The organism is Tenebrionibacter intestinalis, from assembly GCF_016632365.1.
Classification (GTDB): Bacteria; Pseudomonadota; Gammaproteobacteria; order Enterobacterales; family Enterobacteriaceae; genus Tenebrionibacter; species Tenebrionibacter intestinalis.
In genome coordinates, this window is sequence record NZ_JAEPBH010000001.1 from 142905 (window position 1) to 164739 (window position 21835).

The 21835-nt window shown below is 55.0% G+C and carries 19 protein-coding genes; 11 read left to right on the forward strand and 8 right to left on the reverse strand.

The annotated features are described in order from the left end of the window. Nucleotides 1-6 precede the first annotated feature (6 nt). Complete coding sequence (gene iolD / locus JJB97_RS00695; protein WP_238711865.1) at nucleotides 7-1947, reverse strand: 3D-(3,5/4)-trihydroxycyclohexane-1,2-dione acylhydrolase (decyclizing); 1941 nt, start codon at nucleotides 1945-1947, stop codon at nucleotides 7-9. A 491-nt stretch (nucleotides 1948-2438) separates the two neighbouring features. Between iolD and JJB97_RS00700 the strand changes: the two genes are divergently transcribed. Beyond that, a complete protein-coding gene (locus JJB97_RS00700; RefSeq protein WP_238711866.1) occupies nucleotides 2439-4352 on the forward strand; it encodes a bifunctional 5-dehydro-2-deoxygluconokinase/5-dehydro-2-deoxyphosphogluconate aldolase in 1914 nt (637 codons plus the stop codon). A 142-nt stretch (nucleotides 4353-4494) separates the two neighbouring features. Beyond that, the gene (locus JJB97_RS00705; protein WP_238711867.1) at nucleotides 4495-5337 is read left to right on the forward strand and encodes a MurR/RpiR family transcriptional regulator; all 843 of its coding nucleotides are present in this window, start codon (nucleotides 4495-4497) and stop codon (nucleotides 5335-5337) included. Nucleotides 5338-5389: 52 nt separating this feature from the next. On the opposite strand, the gene iolB is transcribed toward JJB97_RS00705, so the two are convergent. After that, a complete protein-coding gene (gene iolB, locus JJB97_RS00710) occupies nucleotides 5390-6199 on the reverse strand; it encodes a 5-deoxy-glucuronate isomerase (RefSeq protein ID WP_238711869.1) in 810 nt (269 codons plus the stop codon). A 20-nt stretch (nucleotides 6200-6219) separates the two neighbouring features. Continuing rightward, nucleotides 6220-7725, reverse strand: a complete 1506-nt coding sequence (locus JJB97_RS00715) for a CoA-acylating methylmalonate-semialdehyde dehydrogenase (protein WP_238711870.1) — start codon at nucleotides 7723-7725, stop codon at nucleotides 6220-6222. Nucleotides 7726-8091: 366 nt separating this feature from the next. On the opposite strand from JJB97_RS00715, the gene JJB97_RS00720 reads away from it, so the two are divergent. Next, nucleotides 8092-8913: a TIM barrel protein gene (locus tag JJB97_RS00720; protein WP_238711872.1), complete on the forward strand. Its 822-nt coding sequence runs from the start codon at nucleotides 8092-8094 to the stop codon at nucleotides 8911-8913. 364 nt (nucleotides 8914-9277) lie between these two features. Here the strand turns inward: JJB97_RS00720 and ychF are convergent, their stop codons facing one another. Next, nucleotides 9278-10369 (reverse strand): redox-regulated ATPase YchF, encoded by a 1092-nt coding sequence (gene ychF, locus JJB97_RS00725; RefSeq protein ID WP_238711873.1) that lies wholly within the window; start codon nucleotides 10367-10369, stop codon nucleotides 9278-9280. Nucleotides 10370-10493: 124 nt separating this feature from the next. Then, a complete protein-coding gene (gene pth / locus JJB97_RS00730; protein ID WP_238711875.1) occupies nucleotides 10494-11078 on the reverse strand; it encodes an aminoacyl-tRNA hydrolase in 585 nt (194 codons plus the stop codon). 272 nt (nucleotides 11079-11350) lie between these two features. Between pth and ychH the strand changes: the two genes are divergently transcribed. Further along, complete coding sequence (gene ychH / locus JJB97_RS00735; RefSeq protein ID WP_238711877.1) at nucleotides 11351-11629, forward strand: stress-induced protein YchH; 279 nt, start codon at nucleotides 11351-11353, stop codon at nucleotides 11627-11629. Between the two features lie 88 nt (nucleotides 11630-11717). Here the strand turns inward: ychH and prs are convergent, their stop codons facing one another. From prs to lolB, 3 genes are all read right to left on the reverse strand, one after another. Further along, nucleotides 11718-12662 carry a ribose-phosphate diphosphokinase gene (prs, locus tag JJB97_RS00740; RefSeq protein ID WP_238711879.1) on the reverse strand — a complete coding sequence of 315 codons (945 nt, stop codon included), beginning with the start codon at nucleotides 12660-12662 and terminating at the stop codon, nucleotides 11718-11720. A gap of 114 nt (nucleotides 12663-12776) precedes the next feature. Beyond that, a complete protein-coding gene (ispE, locus tag JJB97_RS00745) occupies nucleotides 12777-13643 on the reverse strand; it encodes a 4-(cytidine 5'-diphospho)-2-C-methyl-D-erythritol kinase (protein ID WP_238711880.1) in 867 nt (288 codons plus the stop codon). Beyond that, a complete protein-coding gene (lolB, locus tag JJB97_RS00750; RefSeq protein WP_238711882.1) occupies nucleotides 13640-14254 on the reverse strand; it encodes a lipoprotein insertase outer membrane protein LolB in 615 nt (204 codons plus the stop codon). Before lolB ends, ispE begins: the two co-directional genes overlap by 4 nt. 262 nt (nucleotides 14255-14516) lie before the next feature. Between lolB and hemA the strand changes: the two genes are divergently transcribed. The 7 genes from hemA (at nucleotide 14517) to nrfA (ending at nucleotide 21831) form a co-directional block, all read left to right on the forward strand. Beyond that, complete coding sequence (hemA, locus tag JJB97_RS00755) at nucleotides 14517-15773, forward strand: glutamyl-tRNA reductase (RefSeq protein WP_238711936.1); 1257 nt, start codon at nucleotides 14517-14519, stop codon at nucleotides 15771-15773. Nucleotides 15774-15812: 39 nt separating this feature from the next. Next, entirely contained in the window at nucleotides 15813-16895 is a 1083-nt protein-coding gene (prfA, locus tag JJB97_RS00760) for a peptide chain release factor 1 (RefSeq protein ID WP_238711884.1), read from the forward strand. Then, entirely contained in the window at nucleotides 16895-17737 is an 843-nt protein-coding gene (gene prmC / locus JJB97_RS00765) for a peptide chain release factor N(5)-glutamine methyltransferase (protein WP_238711885.1), read from the forward strand. The genes prfA and prmC overlap by 1 nt, the downstream gene beginning before the upstream one ends. Before the next feature lie 5 nt (nucleotides 17738-17742). Next, nucleotides 17743-18132 carry a SirB2 family protein gene (locus tag JJB97_RS00770; RefSeq protein ID WP_238711887.1) on the forward strand — a complete coding sequence of 130 codons (390 nt, stop codon included), beginning with the start codon at nucleotides 17743-17745 and terminating at the stop codon, nucleotides 18130-18132. 3 nt (nucleotides 18133-18135) lie between these two features. Beyond that, entirely contained in the window at nucleotides 18136-18945 is an 810-nt protein-coding gene (gene sirB1, locus JJB97_RS00775) for an invasion regulator SirB1 (protein WP_238711888.1), read from the forward strand. A gap of 44 nt (nucleotides 18946-18989) precedes the next feature. Next, complete coding sequence (gene kdsA, locus JJB97_RS00780; RefSeq protein WP_238711889.1) at nucleotides 18990-19844, forward strand: 3-deoxy-8-phosphooctulonate synthase; 855 nt, start codon at nucleotides 18990-18992, stop codon at nucleotides 19842-19844. Nucleotides 19845-20391: 547 nt separating this feature from the next. After that, the gene (gene nrfA, locus JJB97_RS00785; RefSeq protein ID WP_238711890.1) at nucleotides 20392-21831 is read left to right on the forward strand and encodes an ammonia-forming nitrite reductase cytochrome c552 subunit; all 1440 of its coding nucleotides are present in this window, start codon (nucleotides 20392-20394) and stop codon (nucleotides 21829-21831) included. Nucleotides 21832-21835: the final 4 nt, after the last annotated feature.

Genomic DNA, 21835 nt, shown 5'->3' on the forward strand with positions numbered 1-21835 from the left:
CCGGGCTCAGTAAGATCGCGCCTGGGCGCGTTTTTCATTAATTTGCTGTGCAACCCGCTGGATACGCGCGGATAGCGCATGTTGTGCGACGCCTACGTTCCACCAGCTACCATATTTATGCGCCATGGTTTTTGGCAGGACTTTGATGTCAATAAGGGTACTTACGGTCGCTTGCTGCGAGGCAGCCAGCGCATGCCTGAGCTCGTCAAGCGTAGTGACGCGCCAGGTTTTGCAGCCATAACCGGCAGCGATGGCAGCAAAATCCACCGGCACCAGGCCGCCTTGTAACTGCCCGTTTTCCGGCGAACGGTAGCGAAATTCAGTGCCATAACTCTCCATGCCGTGCTCCATTTGCAGGTTGTTAATGCACCCGTTAGCCATATTGTCGAACAGCAACACGTTGATTTTCGCCCCCTCCTGCAACGAGGTCACCAGCTCGGAATGGAGCATCATAAATGCGCCGTCGCCCACCAGCGCATATACCTCGCGTTGCGGTTCGGCAAGTTTGACCCCCAGCGCGGCATTCACCTCGTAGCCCATGCAGGAGTAACCGTACTCAACGTGGTAAGCGTTAGCCGCGCGGGTACGCCATACGCGTTGCAAATCGCCTGGCAAGCTGCCCGCGGCAGCGACGATCGCCGCCTCCTGCGGCAGTTGTTCGTTGAGCAGGCCCAGAACGCTGCTCTGGGTCAGGGTCGAGTCAGTCAGTTGACGAAATTCGCGATACACCGATTCCCTGTCCAGATGGTCATCTATCTCGGGAATAAATGCGTTTTCCTGCCATGTGGCCTGATAAACCCGCTGCGTTTCCTTCATCTGGCGATTTTGCACGCAGACTATCTGGTCATCCCAGCCTGCCTGCCAGCCTTTATCGCTGAGCGCTGCGTTCAGCGCGGTCAGTGCTTCGCGAGCATCTGACAACAGCGCAATGCCGTCGAGTTTCCATGCATCGAAGTTGCTGACATTGATATTGAGAAAGCGCACCGTCGGGTGCTGGAAAATCCATTTCGACGAGGTCGTAAAATCGGTAAAACGGGTGCCAATGCCGATCACCAGATCGGCCTCTTTTGCCAGTATATTCGCCGCCAGACAGCCGGTTTCGCCTACACCGCCAACATTAAAAGGGTGTGAAGAGAGCAGGGTGCCTTTTCCGGCCTGGGTTTCGGCAAAGGGGATGCGATAATGTTCGGCAAACTGCGCGAGCGCTTCGCCGGCAGCGGAGTATTTGACGCCGCCGCCGCATATAATGAGCGGCTTGCGGCTTGCTAATAGGGCAGTAACCGCATCATTTAATTGCGACGCCGAGGGGGGACGGCGGTCGAGACGGTGGACGCGTCTGGCAAAGAAGGCGTCCGGGTAGTCCCACGCTTCACCCTGAACATCCTGCGGTAGCGCCAGCGTGACCGCGCCCGTTTCGGCAGGGTCGGTCAGAACCCGCATTGCGTTAATGCAGGCGCTCATAAGCTGTTCCGGCCGTGTAATGCGATCCCAGTATTTGCTGACGGCGCGAAAGGCATCGTTGGTGCTAATGCTCAAATCGTAGCTCTGTTCAACCTGTTGCAGAACCGGATCGGGCTGACGGGTGGCGAACACGTCGCCGGGCAGCAGCAATAAAGGGATGCGGTTCGCTGTGGCGGTGGCTGCTGCGGTGATCATATTGGCGGCGCCGGGGCCGACGGAAGAAGTGCAGGCGAGGATCTGCCTGCGTAAAGATTGACGAGCAAAACCAGTGGCAACGTGTGCCATGCCCTGTTCATTACGCCCCTGGTAGAGGCGCAATTCGCCGCTGTTCTGCTCAAGCGCCTGGCCGAGCCCCAGTACGTTACCATGTCCGAAAATGGCGAAAATGCCTTTGACGAATTTAACGGTTTCGGCATCCACTTCCAGATACTGGTTATCAAGAAACTTCACCAGCGCCTGCGCCATTGTCAGTCTCTGCTTGCCCATCTTTCTTTTCCTTGTATCAGCCAATGTCATTCAGGCGCGCACTGAATACGCTTTATTAACCCATCGCGCCCGCTGGAATCCGTCTGGATTATAAGCAAACATATTTTCCATAAAATAAAAATACAGTTGAAATATTTCATTTTGTGAGGACAATCATACTCTGTTTCATCATGCCGCTATTTTTGTGGCAAGTATCGCGAAATGATTAAAATCTGCGGCATATCCGCGTTTGACAGGCCTGTAAGCGCTCTGTTTTTCTTTTCATCCCGCCTGCTGAGCAGGCGTTTAAAATACAGATGACGCTACAGCATTTTGATGAAAGTAGATTGGAATAGCCTTCACATTTTTGGTTTTTAAATTTCATATAAATTTGTAAATGAAATATTTATTTCTCATACTGCGTTAAACCGTTCACCCTCAGACTGCTTGCGGGTGCGCTGTCGATTTACCAGCCCTCACGTGAAGCAGGTATGTAAAAGGAAACTGTAGCGATGAATGCACCAATTAAGCGGCTCGATATAATTTGTATTGGTCGGATTGCCGTAGATCTTTATGCCAGGCAGATCGGCGCCAGACTCGAAGATGTATCCAGTTTCGCCAAATATCTGGGCGGTTCCTCGGGCAACGTGGCCTTTGGCACCGCAATTCAGGGACTGAAATCTGCGATGCTGGCTCGTGTGGGCGATGAACATAACGGACGTTTTTTGCGTGAAACGCTCCAGCGGGTCGGCGTGGACACCGACTATTTGATCACCGATAAACAACGTCTGACGGCGCTGGTCATGCTCGGCATTAAGGACCAGGAGACGTTTCCGCTGATTTTCTACCGGGAGCGCTGCGCGGATATGGCGCTCACGCCTGATGACATTAACGAGGATTATATCGCCTCCGCCCGCGCCGTCGCGGTGACCGGGACACACCTTTCTCACCCCAATACGCGCGCCGCAGTGTTAAAAGCGCTGGATTATGCGCGACGTCATGGGCTGCGTACCGCGCTGGATATCGACTACCGCCCGGTGCTGTGGGGGCTTACCTCCCCCGGTGATGGTGAAACGCGCTACGTTGAATCGGAGCAGGTGACGCGCCAGCTTCAGGAGGTTTTGCACCTGTTCGATTTGGTTGTGGGTACAGAGGAAGAGTTTCACATCGCCGGCGGAAGTACCGACACCCTGACGGCGCTGAGAAATGTGCGTAATGCCACCGGCGCCGCGCTGGTGTGCAAACGCGGCCCGATCGGCTGCGTTGTAGTGGAGGGTGAAGTACCGGATAGCTGGGAGGACATTAAGCTTCATCAGGGCGTGCGTGTTGAGGTTTTGAATGTGCTGGGGGCAGGCGACGCGTTTATGTCCGGCCTGTTACGCGGCTGGCTGAACGATGAGGGTTGGGAGCAGGCCTGCCGTTATGCCAATGCCTGCGGCGCGCTGGTCGTGTCGCGGCACGGCTGCGCCCCGGCCATGCCGACCCGCACCGAGCTGGATGATTATTTGCGTCGCGCAGCGTCAGTGCCGCGCCCGGATCTCGACGAACGTTTAAACCATCTTCATCGTGTCACGTCACGCCGTCAGGCATGGCCGGAACTGTGTATCTTCGCTTTCGATCACCGTAAACAATTAGCGGAGCTGGCGCGTGAAACGGGCTGTGATGAATCACACATTCCCGCGCTTAAAGCGTTACTGTTACAGGCCGCGAAAGAAGCGGCGAAAGAGGCGGGACTGGAGGGCCGCAGCGGCGTGCTGGTGGACAGCACCTATGGTCAGCGCGCGCTCAATGCCATTACCGGTCAGGGATGGTGGATTGGCCGCCCGATTGAGCTCCCCGGTTCGCTACCGCTCCGCCTGGAGCATGGCGACATCGGTTCGCAACTGGCGAGCTGGCCGCTTGAACATGTGGTTAAATGTCTGGTCTTTTATCATCCGCACGATCCGGCAGCGTTGCGGGAGCAGCAGGACGCGTTGTTGTCAGAGGTGTGGCAAGCCTGTAAGCAGTCGGGCCATGAGCTGCTGCTGGAGGTGATTCAGCCAGAGCATGGGCCGGTAAGAGATCAGCGGCATTATTATGCGATGCTGGCTCATTTTTACCGGCTTGGGATCAAACCGGACTGGTGGAAGCTGCCGCCCCTGGCAAGCGAGCACTGGCAGAGCATTGGCGAGCTGATTGCGCAGGAAGATCCCTGGTGTCGCGGCATTCTTCTGCTTGGCCTTGACGCCCCGAATGCGCAGTTGCGGGAGGGCTTTGCCGAAGCTGCGATGCATCCTGTCATCAAAGGTTTTGCAGTGGGGCGTACCATTTTTGGGCAACCTTCGCGCCGTTGGATGCAGGGGGAGCTTGATGACGAGGCGCTCATCAATGAGGTGAAGATGAATTATCTCACCCTGATTAACTTTTGGCGCGAAGCTCGCCGCTAATCTACATGCAGGGTGGCCTGGCCATCCTGTTTCTGCCTGCCATATGGAATGAATCACTTATTTCATTCTGGAAAATGAAAAATTCAATTCATTTGATACACTGTTATCGCTTTCTTTTTTTTCCCCTTTTCAGGTTCAATACATGGCAAATAATCCAACCCAGCTCTCGATTCTGCAAGATGATATTCGTCGCCGTTATGATGAACTCAGCAAGCGCCTGAAACAGGTGGCGCGCTATATTCTGGACAACAGCAACAGTGTGGCGTTCGATACCGTCGCCTCAATCGCCAAACAGGCGGATGTACCGCCTTCAACGCTGATTCGTTTTGCCAACGCCTTTGGTTTTAGTGGTTTTAACGAAATGAAACAGATGTTCAGACAGCATCTGATGGAGGAGACGGCTAACTATACCGAACGGGCTCGCCTGTTCCGCCAGACCGCCAGTGAAGAGGCCAGCGCGCCTGAAACGCCGGGTGAAATCCTCAGCATGTTTACGCTGGTTAACGCCCAGGCGCTGCAGCAACTGGCGGTGCAGATCCCGCCGGATGACCTGGAGAGGGCCGTTTCACTGCTGGAGGAGGCGGAAAATATCTATGTCATTGGCCTGCGTCGTTCGTTCAGTGTTGCCTCATATTTAACTTACGCGCTGCGTCATCTCGATCGTAAAGCTTTTCTTATTGATGGGCTGGGCGGCATGTTTACTGAACAACTCAGTCTGGTAGGAGAGAACGATCTGGTGGTGGCGGTCAGCTTCTCGCCATATTCGCGCGAAGTGGTAGAACTGGTACAGTTGGGCGCCCAGCGTAAAGCGCGGCAGATTGCTATCACCGACAGCCAGGTCAGCCCGCTTGCCGCGTTCAGCGATGTTTGCTTTGTGGTGCGCGAGGCGCAGGTGGACGGCTTTCGCTCGCAGGTCGCCTCGCTCTGCCTGGCTCAGACCCTTGCCGTCTCACTGGCGCTTGGCAATACAAAAGCGGCGCAGTAGCGCTTATGCATAATAAAAAAAAACGGCCCGACAGGGCCGTTTGCAAACACGCCTAAGGACGCGGATAGCCCTCGCTGTTGATCCAGGCGTGATCCGCTTCCCAGCTAAACAGCCATTTGCGATCCGGCCCGGCCATCACATTAAGGTAATAGCTGTTGTAGCCGGCTATCGCCGCCACCGGATGATAACCCCGCGGGACCATCACCACATCCTGATTGTAAGGCGCCATACAGACGTCCAGGCTGCGGTCGTCGGTATAGACACGCTGAAAGGCGAAGCCCTGCGGCGGATCGAAGCGGTGGTAATAGGTCTCTTCAAGCTGCGTCTCTTTGCCCGGCAGGCTCGTGTCATGCTTGTGCGCAGGCCATGAACTGGTGGCGCCTTCGTCGGTGTAAACCTCCACCACCAGCAGCGAATTCGCCGGCTGAGTATCCGGCAGAATATTATGCACTGTTCGCTGATTACGCCCTTTACCGCGATGCTCGACATTAACCTCCCCGGGCGTAATTACCCGTGCGGGCAGATCGCCGCAGCCCGGCGCACTACATAGCGCCAGCTCCAAATCGGCATCCGCCGTCACGCTGACGGTTTCGCCCGGCGGAATGTAAACTGACCACGGCGGCGTGCGCTCAAACGGCGACATGCGGCCGCCCAGCCCCGGGAAGTCCGCCGTGCGGGTTTTTACCGATGCAAGCCCTGCTACCAGAACTAAGCAGAACTCCCGCTCGCCGCTGTCAAAGTCTAACGTTTCGCCTTTTTTCAACATCCACACATCAAACCCAATATAGCGCCAGCCGGCGTTTTGCGGCGTGATGTGCTGTAACTGACGCTTACTGCGCTGCGCCTTTACCAGTAACGACATCGCTCCTCCTGAAAAATTCATTAACCTAACGTTGGCATACTGAATTCAGAAACCGTCTGTTGCCCCTGCGGCCAGCGCACAGTAGCCGTTTTCATGCGGGTATAGAAACGCACGCCATCCGGACCATGGACGTTTAACGCTCCGAAAACGGAGCGCTTCCAGCCGCCGAAACTATGGAACGCCATCGGCACTGGCACCGGCACGTTTACGCCTACCATGCCAGCCTGCACATCGTGTACAAATTCGCGTGCCGCATGGCCGCTGCTGGTGAAAATCGCGCTGCCGTTGCCAAACTCATGGCTGTTAATCAGTGCAAGCGCGCTGGGGTAGTCCGGCGCGCGAACAATGCCCAGTACCGGACCGAAAATCTCCTCACGCCAGATAACCATCTCCGGCGTGACGTTATCAAACAGCGTGCCGCCAACGTAGTAGCCGGCTTCGTAGCCGGGTAGAGTAAACCGGCGTCCATCAACCACAAGTTTCGCGCCTTCGTTAATTCCTTTTTCGATGTAGCTCAGCACTTTTTTCTGGTGCGCGTCGGACACCAGAGGGCCCATTTCATTCTCTTCTGACTGGCGCATACAGCCAGGGCCTATACGCAGCGCTTCAACGCGGGGTGTAAGACGCGCAATGAGCTTGTCGGCTGTTTCGTCGCCTACCGCGACCACCACAGGCAACGCCATGCAGCGTTCGCCCGCCGAACCGAATGCGCCTCCCATAATGGCATTTACCGTTGCATCGATGTCGGCATCCGGCATGACAATGGCGTGGTTTTTAGCCGCACCGAATGCCTGTACGCGTTTGCCGTAAGCGCTGGCGGTTTTATAGATATGTTCTGCTACGTTGGAAGACCCGACAAAGCTGACCGCCGCAATGCGCGGATCGGTGTAGAGCTGTTCGGCCTCGTCGTTACCGCAGTGTATTACGTTGAACACACCATCCGGCAGTCCGGCCTCTTTCAACAGTTGCGCAAGTCGCACCGCCGTAGTCGGGGCCAGGGCAGGGGGCTTGAGCACAAAACTGTTGCCGCAAGCGAGCGCAATCGGGAACATCCACATAGGCACCATTGCGGGAAAATTAAACGGCGTGATCCCCGCGACCACCCCAAGCGGTTGCATCAGCGAGAAACTATCGACGCCGGTACCGACATCCGAAGAGTATTCCCCTTTAATAAGATGCGTAATGCCACAGGCAAACTCCACTACTTCCGTGCCGCGGGTCAGCTCGCCCAGCGCGTCTGACCAGACTTTGCCATGCTCGCTCACGATAATGGCCGCCAGCTCTTCCGAGTGCTTTTCGAGCAACATTTTAAAGTTAAACAGCACGCGGGCGCGGCGCAGCGGCGTTGTGTTTGCCCAACCGGTAAAGGCCTCATGCGCGACCTGAATCGCAGCCGAGACCTCGTCGGATGTGGATTGCGTCACCTCACGCACAGCTTTGCCCGTTGCCGGATCATAGACGGCCTGTGTGTGGTGGCTGCTGCTGATACAGACTTTCCCGCCGATAAAGTTTCCTGTGATATTCATACTTAGCCTCGTCGTCTGGAGGTGGGATCAATGCCGGAGCCGTAAGGCTCGCGAAGAAGTGGCAGTGACTATCCTGTATAAATGAAATGAATATTTCAATAAATGTTTGTATGAAATTTTATTTTAGTGAGCGCGCTCGCATTTATGCCTCGTCCTCGTCCACTGACAAAGCGACCTGCTATTAGCTTTCTGTTCAAATGCTTAACGTACGTTACGGGTGAGTGTCAGGCCAGGGCAGCGAAATTTAATACTTTTTTTGCGAAGTCGATCAATTAAGTCTGGTTTAGAATATGGCTTATATATGAAATAAATGTTTTGTATAAAAATATATTGGCTTCTTCATTTCGTTATTGTCCGGAGGACACGATGGAAATTGCATTAAATCGCTTCTGCGTTAACCGTAAAATCGCCCCGGGGCTGGATATTCCCGCATTTTTTAAACTGGTAAATCGCGTTGGTCTTAATAAGGTTGAGCTGCGCAATGATATGCCAGGCGGCAAAGTGACCGATGATTTGAGCCATCAGCAGGTGCGTTATCTTGCTGAGCAATACAACATAGATATTGTCACCATCAATGCCGTCTACCCCTTTAACCAACCCACGCCGGCGGTATGCGCCCTGACGGATTCGCTTCTGAAGGAGGCGCAGCAGGTGGGCGCCGGGGCGGTTGTGCTATGCCCGCTTAACGACGGAACGGCTATTGACGATCAGAGCGTCGTGACGGCGCTGCAAACGCTGTCAGCAATGTTTGATCGCTACGGCATTCAGGGGTTAGTTGAACCGCTGGGCTTTCCACAAAGCTCGCTGCGATCGCCGGCGCTCGCCCAGGCTTTAATCCGTGAAGCTGGCGTACCTTTTAAACTACTTATCGATACGTTCCACCACGCGCTGTATCCCGCGGCGGCGAGCGAAATTAACAGTGTTGACATCACAATGATTGGTCTGGTGCATCTTTCCGGGGTGGAAGCTCCCGGGCCGCTGGAGACGCTCACAGATGACGATCGGGTTATGCTCACCTCCGGCGATCGGTTAGATACCCTCGGGCAGATCAAGGCGCTTGAGTCACGTGGCTATAAAGGGCTTTACGCCTTCGAGCCGTTCTCCTCCGCGCTGGCTTCATGGAGGGAGGCAGATATTGCAGATGCGATCCGCAGCAGTATTGAGCGCATTCAACAGCACTGCGCCTGATAGCAATCCATACCTGCAATACAACGCAGCCATACCGGTAATGTGAGCATACTGAAACCGGACAGGCGGTGGCGCTCCGGCGCTTTGAAAACCGCTGCTGCGCTAAAGCGAAATTAAATGAGACGACATGAAATAAAAATCCGAGACTGCTGACAAACCCCATCCTGTCGCAGACAGGATGGACGAAATACAATAAAAAATAAGGAAAATCAATGCATTGATTTTCGCCTGCTTACCACAAAGAAGGAAAAACCCCGTTTTTTCCTTCTTTGTCAACAATCTGAATCCACGCAAGTGCGTGGATTTTAGAGCGTTTTTCGGCTTTCATGAGGTTTGCTGAACCCCCATGAGACAACGCGTTTTATTAGACGTTGAACAGGAAATTCATCACATCGCCATCTTTTACGATGTAATCTTTACCTTCCGCGCGCATTTTTCCGGCTTCCTTCGCACCCTGTTCGCCTTTGAAGGCGATAAAATCTTCATAAGCGATGGTCTGGGCGCGGATAAAGCCTTTTTCAAAATCGGTGTGAATTTTACCGGCAGCCTGCGGAGCGGTGGCGCCCACCGGAATGGTCCAGGCACGCACCTCTTTTACGCCTGCGGTGAAATAGGTTTGCAGGTTTAGCAAAGTATAACCGGCGCGGATAACGCGGTTCAGGCCCGGTTCTTCAATACCCAGCTCCTGCATAAACTCGTCGCGTTCTTCATCATCCAGTTCGGCGATATCGGACTCAACGCTGGCGCATACCGGCACGACCACGGAGCCTTCGCAGGCCGCAATTTCGCGAACCTGATCCAGGTAGGGGTTGTTCTCAAAACCGTCTTCGTTGACGTTAGCGATATACATCGTTGGCTTCAGCGTCAGAAAACTCAGATAGCGGATCAGCGCTTTTTCTTCTTTAGACAGATCGAGCGCGCGCAGCATTCCCGCTTGTTCCAGGTGCGGCAGGCATTTTTCCAGCACTTCCAGCTCTGCTTTGGCGTCTTTATCGCCGCCCTTGGCTTTTTTCTGAATACGATGGATAGCGCGCTCGCAGGTATCGAGATCCGCCAGCGCAAGCTCGGTGTTGATAACATCAATGTCTTCTGCCGGGTTTACGCGGCCAGAGACGTGGATGATATTGTCGTTCTCAAAACAGCGTACCACGTGACCGATAGCTTCGGTTTCGCGGATATTGGTCAGGAACTGGTTACCCAGACCTTCGCCTTTTGATGCGCCTTTTACCAGCCCTGCGATATCGACAAATTCCATCGTAGTCGGCAGCACGCGCTGCGGATTAACGATCCCGGCAAGTTTGTCAAGACGCGGGTCAGGCATGGGGACTACGCCGGTGTTTGGCTCAATAGTACAGAACGGGAAGTTGGCCGCCTCGATACCTGCTTTAGTCAGCGCATTGAACAGCGTGGATTTACCGACGTTCGGCAAGCCGACGATACCGCATTTGAAACCCATGGTTTATCACCTTAAATTACCTGACATCAGGGGCTTAAGCCTGCCTGATGATAAAAAGAGTTAACTTTGCGCATTATACACGTAAACCCCGCCTGTGGGGCAGGGAAATCGCCTGTACAGGCCGCTATTGCGCTTTGAAGGTATGCAGGCGGCTGGTTGCTTTGGCCAGCCCCTCTTTCAGCCATACCTCGGTGCAGCGCGCCGCTTCGTCTATGGCTTCGTCGATAAGCTTCTGCTCGCTGGCAGGAGGTTTGCCGAGCACAAAACCGACAACTTTGTTTTTATCGCCGGGATGGCCAATTCCCACACGTAAGCGGTGAAAATTAGGGTTATTGCCCAGTTTGCTGATGATGTCTTTTAGACCGTTATGGCCGCCGTGTCCGCCGCCGAGTTTGAATTTCGCCACGCCAGGCGCCAGATCCAGCTCATCGTGCGCGACCAGGATTTCATCCGGCGCGATGCGAAAAAAGGTCGCCATCGCCGCCACGGCTTTGCCGCTCAGGTTCATAAAGGTGCCAGGCACCAGCAGTCGCACATCTTCACCTGCGAGGTTGATACGGGCGGTATGGCCAAAAAATTTCGCTTCGTCTTTTAGCGGCTGGCCGTGTCGCTCAGCCAGCAAATCCACATACCATGCCCCGGCATTATGGCGAGTGGCGGCGTATTCCGCGCCGGGATTGGCGAGGCCGACAATCAATTTTATTGTCACATTCACAGTCCTAGAAAAAAGTTTTCGGCACGTAGTTTACTGTGGCCGGACACCGTTGACAAAGCGCAGGTTTATAGCGGTAACGTACGGAAATAATCACAATGTCAGATTATTGCAAGTGTTATGTATTCAGTAGGTTAATTGTAAAGTAATGTCTTTTGAATGTTCCTGAATGTGATCGTTACCGCAATGAAGAACAATCTGTATGCCTATACTTGCCACACAAGGAGAGGGGATATCCCCTTGCCGACCCGAAGATCCGGAGGTGACAGATGAAGCGAAAAAATGCCTCGTTGCTTGGTAATGTACTGATGGGGCTGGGGTTGGTTGTAATGGTAGGCGGCATTGGGACAGCAGTTCTCAATCAGCTTCCGCAATTAAATATGCCGCAGCTACTTGCTAACGCAGCCGTGTTTGGTATTTTTATTGGCGCGCTGTTTTGGTTAATTGGCGCACGTATCAGCGGCCAGGAGAAAATTGCTGACAGGTACTGGTGGCTGCGTAACTACGATAAGCGCTGCAAACGCCAGCAAGGCCCCCACCATAGTTAAATAAATGCTATAAAAAAACGGCCTCCGGGAGGCCGTTTTTTGTGGGCGCCGTCCGAACGCCCCAAACCCGCTGCCGCGAACTTGCGGGTTAATCAAACATAGCGGAAATAGATTCTTCGTTGCTGATGCGGCGAATCGCCTCAGCCAGCATGCCAGACAGCGTCAGGGTACGCACGTTCGGTAGCGCTTTGATGTCATCAGAAAGCGGGATGGTATCGCAAACGACGACTTCATCAATAACGGAGTTACGCAGGTTAGTCACTGCGTTGCCGGAAAAGATGGGGTGAGTCGCATAGGCAAATACGCGCTTGGCGCCGCGTTCTTTCAGCGCTTCTGCGGCTTTACATAGCGTGCCGCCGGTGTCGATCATATCATCGACCAGCACGCAGTCGCGGCCGGCAACGTCACCGATGATGTGCATGACCTGAGAAACGTTCGCGCGCGGGCGACGCTTGTCAATAATGGCCATCTCGGTATCGTTGAGCAGTTTCGCCACTGCACGGGCGCGTACAACGCCGCCAATATCCGGAGAAACGACGATCGGGTTTTCCAAATTCTGTTGCAGCATGTCCTCAAGCAGAATCGGGCTGCCGAATACATTATCAACCGGAACGTCAAAGAACCCCTGGATCTGTTCAGCGTGCAAATCAACAGTCAGGACGCGGTCAACGCCGACGCTTGACAGAAAATCGGCAACCACCTTTGCAGTGATCGGTACGCGGGCGGAACGCACGCGACGATCCTGACGGGCATAGCCAAAGTAGGGGATAACGGCGGTGATACGGCCTGCGGAAGCGCGGCGCAGGGCATCAACCATGACCACCAGTTCCATCAGATTATCGTTTGTGGGCGCGCAGGTTGACTGGATGATGAAAATATCACCACCGCGAACGTTTTCGTTAATCTGTACGCTTACTTCGCCGTCGCTGAAGCGTCCGACAGCGGCGTCTCCAAGTGAAGTATACAGGCGGTTGGCAATACGTTGAGCCAGTTCCGGGGTGGCGTTACCAGCAAAAAGCTTCATATCAGGCACGAGTTGAACCTCAGGCATGCGTCCAGTGGTGGATGGCGGTTACGGATGGGGCGTCCGCCATCCGGGCGGTGTAGTTTACGAGCACGATGCAGCGTCTGAAACAAGGTGACCCTGTCACCAATACCCGGCTTGCCCGGAGATGGCTTTGTGCAGCGCAGAGAGATTGGCGCCTCGCGCCACAAAACCCTGCGTCCACTCCGGGGCTTGCTTTAGCACCTGGCGGGCAGCGGATTCGGTGTCAAATTCAGCAAACACGCAAGCTCCTGTGCCGGTCAGGCGCGACGGCGCGTATTCTAACAGCCAGGAAAGCAGAGCATCAACCTCACGAAAACGTTTTCTTGCGATAACTTCACAATCATTGCGGAATTCACACTTCATCAACGTTTCAATTGACCGCGCGGGGGTATTGCGTACTAACTCGGGGTCCTGGAAGATAAGCGGCGTTGGGATGCTCACCCCAGGGTGCAGCACCAGATACCATTTTTCCGGCGGATTGACCGGCGTCAGGCGTTCGCCCACGCCTTGCGCGAATGCCGCATGGCCGCGAACGAAGACCGGCACATCGGCGCCCAGCTCCAGCCCTAGCGCAGCCAGGCGTTCGATATCGATACCGCATCCCCAGAGCTGATTTAGCGCAACGAGCGTCGTTGCCGCATTTGATGAACCGCCGCCCAGCCCGCCGCCCATCGGCAGGCATTTTTCCACCGCAAGATCCGCGCCCGGCGCAGCTTTGCCCAGCCGCCGCGCTTCGTTTATCAGCAGGCGTGCGGCGCGCATAATCAGGTTTTGCTCATCCGGCACGCCGTCTACCGGCGTTAGCAGGCGAATGCGCCCGTCGCGGCGCGCAGCGAGAATAACCGTATCCCCGTAATCCAGAAACTGGAATAGCGTTTGCAAATTGTGGTAACCGTCGGGGCGGCGGCCGGTGATGTATAAAAAAAGGTTCAGTTTGGCCGGAGAGGGCCAGCGCGTCGCCGTCATTTCACTATCCAGTTATCCATTTTTAGCTTAATGCGCTGTTCGCCGTCGCTCAGTTCCATATTGACGGGAAACGCCGGCTCTGTGCGGGTGTAGCCGCTATACACCACTTTCCAGGTTTTGCCGCCGCGTTTGTAGCTCAGTTCGCGAAGGCGGAATTTATCATCCAGCGTGTAGTCGGCGGCATCCCCCGGCAGGCCGAGGATCCACTGACGCAGGCTTTCAAGCGGAATGGGCATCCCGGTCAGGCGTTGCAGCATTTCCTCGGCGTCCTGCGCCTGATAGCGTTGGCCTTTATTATCAATGAGTTCAGCGCCGCCAGGCCCGGCGGTGAGCGATAGCTCAGTGCTGCCAAGCGGATTGGTGAGCAGCAGGCGATAGCGATCCTGGCCGGTCTGTTGCCAGAAGAAGCGCGCGTAAACTTTCTGGCTGTCAGAAAGGTAGGCAAAAGCGCCACGGGTTTGATACTGGCTTAATTCGTTAACCTGCGTAACGTGTTGTTTCCACTGCGGCGAATCGGGACTTTTACCGGGGCCTTCAGGCGGATGCGTCATACAAGCGGCAAGCATCAGGCTTGCCAGCGGCAGCAGTCGAACGGGGCTGAATATCGTCATAGCGCGATAAATCCTTGAGAACCGACAAAGTTGTAGGCGTAAATACAGTGTTACGAATATAGAGCATCAGGAATTGAGTGTGTATATAATTATTTTGCCGCCGGGTGTATGACACGGTGCGTCAGGGATGAAGTTCACCATAATTTGTAAGTCGGCATGGACAGCTATTGCGGCGTAAAAGGGCGTTCTCTTTTATTGGCAGTGCGCATCCTGTATTATGCGTACAGAAATCCTTATCAAGACCGGTATTACTCCCGCACACATGACTCTGTTAGCTCTGGGAATCAACCACAAAACAGCCCCCGTATCGCTGCGCGAACGCGTGACGTTCTCGCCGGATACGCTTGACCGGGCGCTGGACAGCCTGTTGGCGCAGCCGATGGTACAGGGCGGCGTGGTGCTTTCCACCTGTAACCGTACGGAGCTTTATCTGAGCGTGGAGCAGCAGGAAAACCCGCACGACGCGCTGATTCGCTGGCTATGTGATTACCACAAGCTGGATGAGGCGCAAGTGCGCCATAGCCTCTACTGGCTTCAGGATAACGAAGCGGTCAGCCATCTGATGCGTGTTGCCAGCGGTCTGGATTCCATGATCCTGGGCGAACCGCAGATTTTAGGTCAGGTGAAAAAGGCCTTTGCCGATTCTTCCCGCGGCCACGTCGGCGCCAGCGAGCTGGAACGCATGTTCCAGAAGTCATTTTCCGTAGCGAAGCGAGTACGTACCGAAACGGATATCGGCGCCAGCGCTGTCTCCGTAGCTTTTGCCGCCTGCACGCTGGCGCGGCAAATCTTTGAATCGCTCTCTGAGGTGACCGTTTTGCTGGTTGGCGCTGGCGAAACCATTGAACTGGCGGCGCGACATCTGCGTGAGCATCAGGTGCGTAAGATGATTATTGCCAACCGTACTCGCGAACGTGGCAGGTTGCTTGCCGCCGAAGTCGGCGCGGAAGAAATAGGCCTGCCGGATATTGACGCTCGCCTGCCGCAGGCCGATATCATTATTAGCTCCACCGCCAGCCCGCTGCCGATTATTGGCAAAGGCATGGTTGAGCGGGCGTTAAAAGCGCGTCGCAACCAGCCGATGCTATTGGTGGATATTGCCGTCCCGCGCGATATTGAGCCGGAAGTGGGCAAGCTTGCCAATGCTTATTTGTACGGCGTGGACGATTTGCAGGCTATTATCCAGCACAATATGGCGCAACGCCAGGCGGCGGCCGTGCAGGCGGAGACAATCGTTGCCCAGGAAACCGGCGAATTTATGGCCTGGCTGCGCGCGCGGAACGCCGCGCAGAGCATTCGCGAGTATCGGGGCAAAGCGGAAGCCGCGCGCGACGAGCTGACGGCGAAGGCAATGGCCTCGCTGCAACAAGGCGCTGATGCGCAAACCGTACTCCAGGAGCTGGCGTGGAAACTGACCAACCGGCTTATTCACGCACCCACCAAATCTCTGCAACAGGCTGCCCGTGACGGCAATGATGAACGTCTGCATATTTTGCGCAGCAGCCTCGGGCTGGATTAGTCCTTCTTAACCCTATTTTTATAAGGTGAATCCCCCTCCATGAAGCCTTCTATCGTTGTCAAACTGGAAGCCCTGAACGAGCGTCACGAAGAAGTTCAGGCGCTGCTTGGCGAAGCGGACATCATCGCCGATCAGGAGCGGTTTCGCGCTCTGTCGCGGGAATATGCGCAGTTGAGCGATGTTTCCCGCTGTTTTTTGCAATGGCAACAGGTACAGCGGGATATTGAAACGGCCCGCGAAATGCTTGACGATCCGGAAATGCGCGATATGGCGCAGGATGAACTGGACGCGGCGCATGCGCAGAACGCCACGCTGGAACAGCAGTTGCAGGTATTGTTGTTGCCGCGCGATCCGGACGATGAGCGCAACGCCTTTCTGGAAGTACGCGCAGGCACCGGGGGCGATGAGGCGGCGCTGTTTGCCGGCGATCTGTTTCGCATGTACAGCCGCTATGCCGAGGCTAAGCGCTGGCGGGTGGAGATAATGAGCGTCAATGAAGGCGAGCACGGTGGATACAAAGAAGTTATTGCTAAAATCAGCGGCGACGGCGTTTATGGCCGCCTGAAATTTGAATCCGGCGGTCACCGCGTGCAGCGCGTGCCTGCGACCGAATCCCAGGGCCGTATCCACACCTCCGCCTGTACTGTGGCGGTTATGCCGGAATTGCCGGAGGCTGAGCTACCGGATATTAACCCGGCGGATTTGCGCATCGATACCTTCCGCTCATCGGGCGCGGGCGGCCAGCACGTTAATACTACCGATTCGGCTATCCGTATCACTCACCTGCCGACTGGCATTGTGGTGGAGTGCCAGGATGAACGCTCGCAACACAAAAACAAAGCGAAAGCGTTGGCGGTACTGGGCGCGCGTATTCATGCCGCTGAAGTGGCCCGGCGACAGTTGGAAGAAGCCTCAACGCGGCGCAACCTGCTTGGCAGCGGCGACCGCTCCGATCGTAACCGCACCTATAATTTCCCTCAGGGCCGCGTGACCGATCACCGCATCAACCTTACGCTATACCGCCTTGATGAAGTTATGGAAGGCAAACTTGATATGTTAATTGAACCTATTGTGCAGGAATATCAGGCGGATCAACTGGCGGCGTTGGCTGGGCAGGAGTAATGAATTATCAGACGTGGCTAAAGCAGGCTATTGCGCGGCTTTCGCAAGGGGACAGCCCGCGCCGTGACGCGGAGGTCCTGCTTGGCCACATTACAGGGAAAACCCGCAGTTTTATTTTTGCTTTTAGCGAGACGCTGTTGACGCCGGACGAGCTGATGCGGCTGGATGCGCTGCTTACGCGTCGCGCCCTCGGCGAGCCGATAGCGTATTTAACCGGCGTGCGTGAGTTCTGGTCGCAGCCGTTGTTCGTCTCTCCTGCCACGCTTATCCCGCGTCCGGACACCGAATGCCTGGTTGAACAGGCGCTTGCGCGCCTGCCTGCCACAGCGTGTCGAATACTTGAACCCGGCACCGGCACGGGGGCCATTGCGCTGGCGCTGGCCCGCGAACGCCCGGATTGTGACGTTATTGCGCTCGATTTGATCCCCGAAGCGGTTGCACTGGCGCAGCGTAACGCAGATCATCTTGGTTTGCGCAATGTTACGATTGCGCAAAGCAACTGGTTTGCCGCGCTGGGCGCGCAGCGTTTCGATTTGATCGTTAGCAATCCTCCTTATATTGACGCCGCCGATCCGCATCTGTTTGTAGGCGATGTGCGCTTTGAGCCGTTAACCGCGCTGGTGGCCGGGGAGCAGGGCCTTGCGGATTTACGGCTGTTGATAGAAGAAGGGCGTAGGTTTTTGCAACCGGGAGGTTGGCTGCTGCTGGAACATGGCTGGCAGCAGGGCGCTGCCGTGCGCGCGCTGTTTGAGACGGCGGGCTACCGGCATATTGAAACCTGCCGGGATTATGGCGGCAACGAAAGGCTCACTGCGGGACAATATATAACAATGATGGAGTAAGACATATGGTGACCTATTTTGCGCTTAAGCATCTGCACGTGTTGACGGTTTTGATTTCCGTCTCACTTTTTATTCTGCGCTACTGGTGGCAGTATCGTGCTTCGTCGATGGCTGATGCGCGCTGGGTGCGTATTGTGCCGCATATTAATGATACCGTCCTGCTGCTCAGCGGCGTGGCGTTAATGGCCATCACGCGTTTCTGGCCGTTCACGCCGCAAGGCGCGTGGCTGACGGAGAAGCTGTTTGGCGTTATTATTTACATCGTACTGGGCTTTATTGCGCTCGGGCGTCGCCCGCGCAGCCGGCAGATTCGTTGGTTTGCGTTCCTGCTGGGGTTGGTGGTGTTGTATATCATCGTCAAGCTCGCCACCACAAAAATACCGTTATTGGGGTAAGTCATGGAGTCGTTGGCCAAATTCGATTTTGATCAGGCGCCGCTGTGTGAAGGGATTATTCAGATATCACAGCAAATTCGCGAAAATTTTCCTACGCAGCAGGTGCGAGCCCAGCTCGATCAACTGGCTGCGCAGGCTCGCGAAGAAATTTGCCAGGGCCTGCATCACGATTTACAGCTAGAGAAACTACTTGAGCTGTTTTACAAAAAATGGGGTTTTCGCGATACAGGCGGTATTTACCGTCTGTCAGACGCGCTGTGGCTTGATGAAGTCCTGAATAAACGCCAGGGGAGCGCTGTTTCCCTGGGGGCTATTCTGCTGTGGGTGGCCGAAAGCCTGGATATCCCGCTAATGCCGGTTATTTTTCCAACGCAACTGCTGTTGCGCGCCGACTGGCTGGACGGCGAAATGTGGCTTATCAATCCTTTCAATGGCGAAACGCTGGACGAGCATACGCTGGAGGTTTGGCTTAAGGGCAATATAGGTCCGGCGGCGCAGCTTTTCGACGAGGACCTTGATGAATCGGACAATATCGATGTTATTCGCAAACTGCTCGATACCCTGAAATCATCGCTAATGGAGGAGCGGCAGATGGAGCTTGCGCTGCGCACCAGCGAAGCGCTGTTGCAGTTTAACCCGAACGATCCGTATGAAATTCGCGATCGCGGCCTGATTTATGCTCAACTCGACTGCGGCCACGTAGCGCTAAGCGACCTGACTTATTTCGTCGAGCAATGTCCGGAAGATCCGATAAGCGAAATGATTAAAGCGCAGATCAATTCGATTTCGCACAAACAGATTACGCTGCACTAGCAGCCGGGCGCCGCCCGTTCGACTCACACCAATAAGGCGAAGATATGAAACAAAAAGTGGTTAGCATTGGCGACATCAACGTGGCGAACGATCTGCCGTTTGTACTGTTTGGCGGTATGAATGTGCTGGAGTCTCGCGACCTGGCGATGCGCATTTGTGAACACTACGTCACCGTGACGGACAAACTCGGCATTCCTTACGTCTTTAAGGCTTCGTTTGATAAGGCCAACCGTTCTTCCATCCACTCTTACCGCGGCCCTGGTCTGGAAGAGGGGATGAAAATTTTTCAGGCGCTGAAGGAGACTTTTGGCGTAAAGATTATCACCGACGTGCATGAGCCGCAGCAGGCGCAGCCGGTCGCTGACGTTGTGGACGTGATTCAGCTTCCGGCCTTCCTGGCGCGCCAGACCGATCTGGTGGAAGCGATGGCAAAAACCGGTTCAGTTATTAACGTCAAAAAGCCTCAGTTTGTCAGCCCAGGGCAGATGGGCAATATCGTGGATAAATTCCACGAGGGCGGCAACGACAACATTATCCTTTGCGATCGCGGCAGTAACTTTGGCTACGATAACCTGGTGGTCGATATGCTTGGCTTTAGCGTGATGAAAAAAGTCTCCGGCAACGCGCCGGTGATTTTTGACGTGACCCATGCGCTACAGTGCCGCGATCCGTTCGGCGCGGCTTCCAGCGGTCGTCGCGCGCAGGTGACCGAGCTTGCGCGCGCCGGTATGGCGACCGGCCTGGCGGGCCTGTTTATCGAGGCGCATCCGGATCCTGAAAATGCGAAGTGCGACGGCCCGTCTGCGCTGCCGCTGGCGAAGCTGGAGCCCTTCCTCAAACAAATCAAAGCGATTGACTGTCTGGTGAAAAGCTTCGACGAGCTCGATACCAGCCGTTAATTGCGCCCGTTACGCTAAGCCGGCCCGCGTTTACGCAGGGGCGGCTTTTTTTTACTAAAAACATACCCGCCACATGGTTAATAGCCTACCTTAAAGCCGCCTTATTACTTCTGTTTTTAAATTTACAGCCCGGGCTACTCCATTAACCGCTAAGATGTGTCCCTTCAGGCTATAAGCGACGCCGCCTTTTGCGTCGGGGGTTTTTTACGGTCGGTTATCACCGCGTTTTTACAGAGCGTGAAGACGGGTAAACCGCCTGTATCGACAAATTTTTGCGCCTTTTACGTTAAACCATATCCAGGGCGGGCTAACGCGCGCCATACCATCACCTTTGCCGACAGGGCGCTCGCTGCAACAGATATTTCACCAGTGTGCATCGACGCTGCGGCACGTCACATCTGTAACGCCATATTTCTGTTTACGCCACAAGCTTTGATCAAAAACAACACATTAAATGCTACTTCAGGAGTAGAAAGGAGTCGTTGAGCATATTTGTTGTGCAATTTTCATTAGTTAGCCAAAAACTAAAATTCAGGATGAGTAAAATATGGCCAGACTATTTTCACTGCCGTGCGTAGTCATTTTATACCTCTGTGCGGCGTTTAACGCGGCGGGCGCTGAGGTGCCCGCCGCGACTCAAAAGGCGGCGCCTCCGCTTAACGTTGAAGCGCGCAATACCCGTTTTGCCGAACGCCACCCCGATCAGTTCGCTTCATGGCAGGCAACCTCTGAACAGGGAGCGCGTGAAGATGCGCTGGCAGACGATCCGCGTCTGGTTATTTTGTGGGCCGGTTATGCCTTCTCCAAAGACTATAACAAACCTCGCGGCCATGCTTATGCGCTTACGGACATGCGCGAAACGTTGCGCACCGGGGCGCCGCAGGGCAGTGAAGACGGGCCGCAGCCGATGGCGTGCTGGAGCTGTAAAAGTCCGGATGTGGCGCGGGAAATTGCGCAAAATGGCGAGGATAATTATTTCCACGGTAAATGGGCGCGCGGCGGGCCGCTTATTGTCAACCAGCTTGGCTGCGCAGACTGCCACAATACCGGATCGCCTGAATTTGCTCGCGGCGAACCGGCGCTAAGGCTTTCGCGCCCGTACGCTGCCCGCGCCATGGAGGCAATCAATACGCCTTTTGAGCACGCCAGCCGTTTCGACCAGCAGTCAATGGTTTGCGGTCAGTGTCATGTAGAGTACTACTTTAGCGGCGACAACAAGCAGGTGACCTTTCCCTGGAAAAAGGGGACGGCGGTGGAAAACATAGAAGCGCTGTACGATGAACTCAGCTTCAGCGACTGGACGCACCAGCTTTCCAGGACGCCCATGCTCAAGGCGCAGCACCCGGAATATGAAACCTGGAGTAAAGGCATTCATGGGCAGAATAACGTCACCTGTATTGACTGCCATATGCCCAAACTGCAAAACAAGCAGGGTAAGCTCTATACCAGTCATAAAATCGGCAACCCCTTTGATAACTTTGAACAAACCTGTGCAACCTGCCATACACAGAGCAAAGACGCGCTTAAAAACGTGGTAGCCGAGCGCAAACGCGCGATTGAAGAAATTAAGCTGAAGGTGGAAGACCAGCTTGTACACGCGCATTTTGAAGCAAAAGCGGCCTGGGATGCGGGCGCAACGCAGAAAGAAATGGCGCCGGTTTTACTGAATATTCGCCATGCCCAGTGGCGCTGGGACTTCTCCATAGCCTCTCACGGTATCCATATGCATGCGCCGGAAGTGGCGCTGCGTATGCTCGGCACGGCCCTGGATGAAGCCGCTCAGGCAAGGGTGAAGCTGCTGCGTATACTCGCAACCAAAGGCATTACTGCGCCCGTGGCGTTGCCGGATATCTCCAGCAAAGAAAAGGCCCAGCAGGCCATTGGCCTGAATATCGCGGCTGATGCGAAAGCAAAAGCGGCCTTTATTGAAACGGTTGTGCCGCGGTGGGAGAAAGAGGCGCAGCGTACCGGATTGTTGGACAAATAACCCC

Excerpts from the sequence above, each read along its gene's own strand:
- iolD (WP_238711865.1), bottom strand. The coding sequence starts at position 1,947 with ATGGGCAAGCAGAGACTGACAATGGCGCAGGCGCTGGTGAAGTTTCTT.
- JJB97_RS00700 (WP_238711866.1), top strand. The coding sequence starts at position 2,439 with ATGAATGCACCAATTAAGCGGCTCGATATAATTTGTATTGGTCGGATT.
- JJB97_RS00705 (WP_238711867.1), top strand. The coding sequence starts at position 4,495 with ATGGCAAATAATCCAACCCAGCTCTCGATTCTGCAAGATGATATTCGT.
- iolB (WP_238711869.1), bottom strand. The coding sequence starts at position 6,199 with ATGTCGTTACTGGTAAAGGCGCAGCGCAGTAAGCGTCAGTTACAGCAC.
- JJB97_RS00715 (WP_238711870.1), bottom strand. The coding sequence starts at position 7,725 with ATGAATATCACAGGAAACTTTATCGGCGGGAAAGTCTGTATCAGCAGC.
- JJB97_RS00720 (WP_238711872.1), top strand. The coding sequence starts at position 8,092 with ATGGAAATTGCATTAAATCGCTTCTGCGTTAACCGTAAAATCGCCCCG.
- ychF (WP_238711873.1), bottom strand. The coding sequence starts at position 10,369 with ATGGGTTTCAAATGCGGTATCGTCGGCTTGCCGAACGTCGGTAAATCC.
- ychH (WP_238711877.1), top strand. The coding sequence starts at position 11,351 with ATGAAGCGAAAAAATGCCTCGTTGCTTGGTAATGTACTGATGGGGCTG.
- ispE (WP_238711880.1), bottom strand. The coding sequence starts at position 13,643 with ATGACGGCGACGCGCTGGCCCTCTCCGGCCAAACTGAACCTTTTTTTA.
- lolB (WP_238711882.1), bottom strand. The coding sequence starts at position 14,254 with ATGACGATATTCAGCCCCGTTCGACTGCTGCCGCTGGCAAGCCTGATG.
- hemA (WP_238711936.1), top strand. The coding sequence starts at position 14,517 with ATGACTCTGTTAGCTCTGGGAATCAACCACAAAACAGCCCCCGTATCG.
- prfA (WP_238711884.1), top strand. The coding sequence starts at position 15,813 with ATGAAGCCTTCTATCGTTGTCAAACTGGAAGCCCTGAACGAGCGTCAC.
- prmC (WP_238711885.1), top strand. The coding sequence starts at position 16,895 with ATGAATTATCAGACGTGGCTAAAGCAGGCTATTGCGCGGCTTTCGCAA.
- JJB97_RS00770 (WP_238711887.1), top strand. The coding sequence starts at position 17,743 with ATGGTGACCTATTTTGCGCTTAAGCATCTGCACGTGTTGACGGTTTTG.
- sirB1 (WP_238711888.1), top strand. The coding sequence starts at position 18,136 with ATGGAGTCGTTGGCCAAATTCGATTTTGATCAGGCGCCGCTGTGTGAA.
- kdsA (WP_238711889.1), top strand. The coding sequence starts at position 18,990 with ATGAAACAAAAAGTGGTTAGCATTGGCGACATCAACGTGGCGAACGAT.
- nrfA (WP_238711890.1), top strand. The coding sequence starts at position 20,392 with ATGGCCAGACTATTTTCACTGCCGTGCGTAGTCATTTTATACCTCTGT.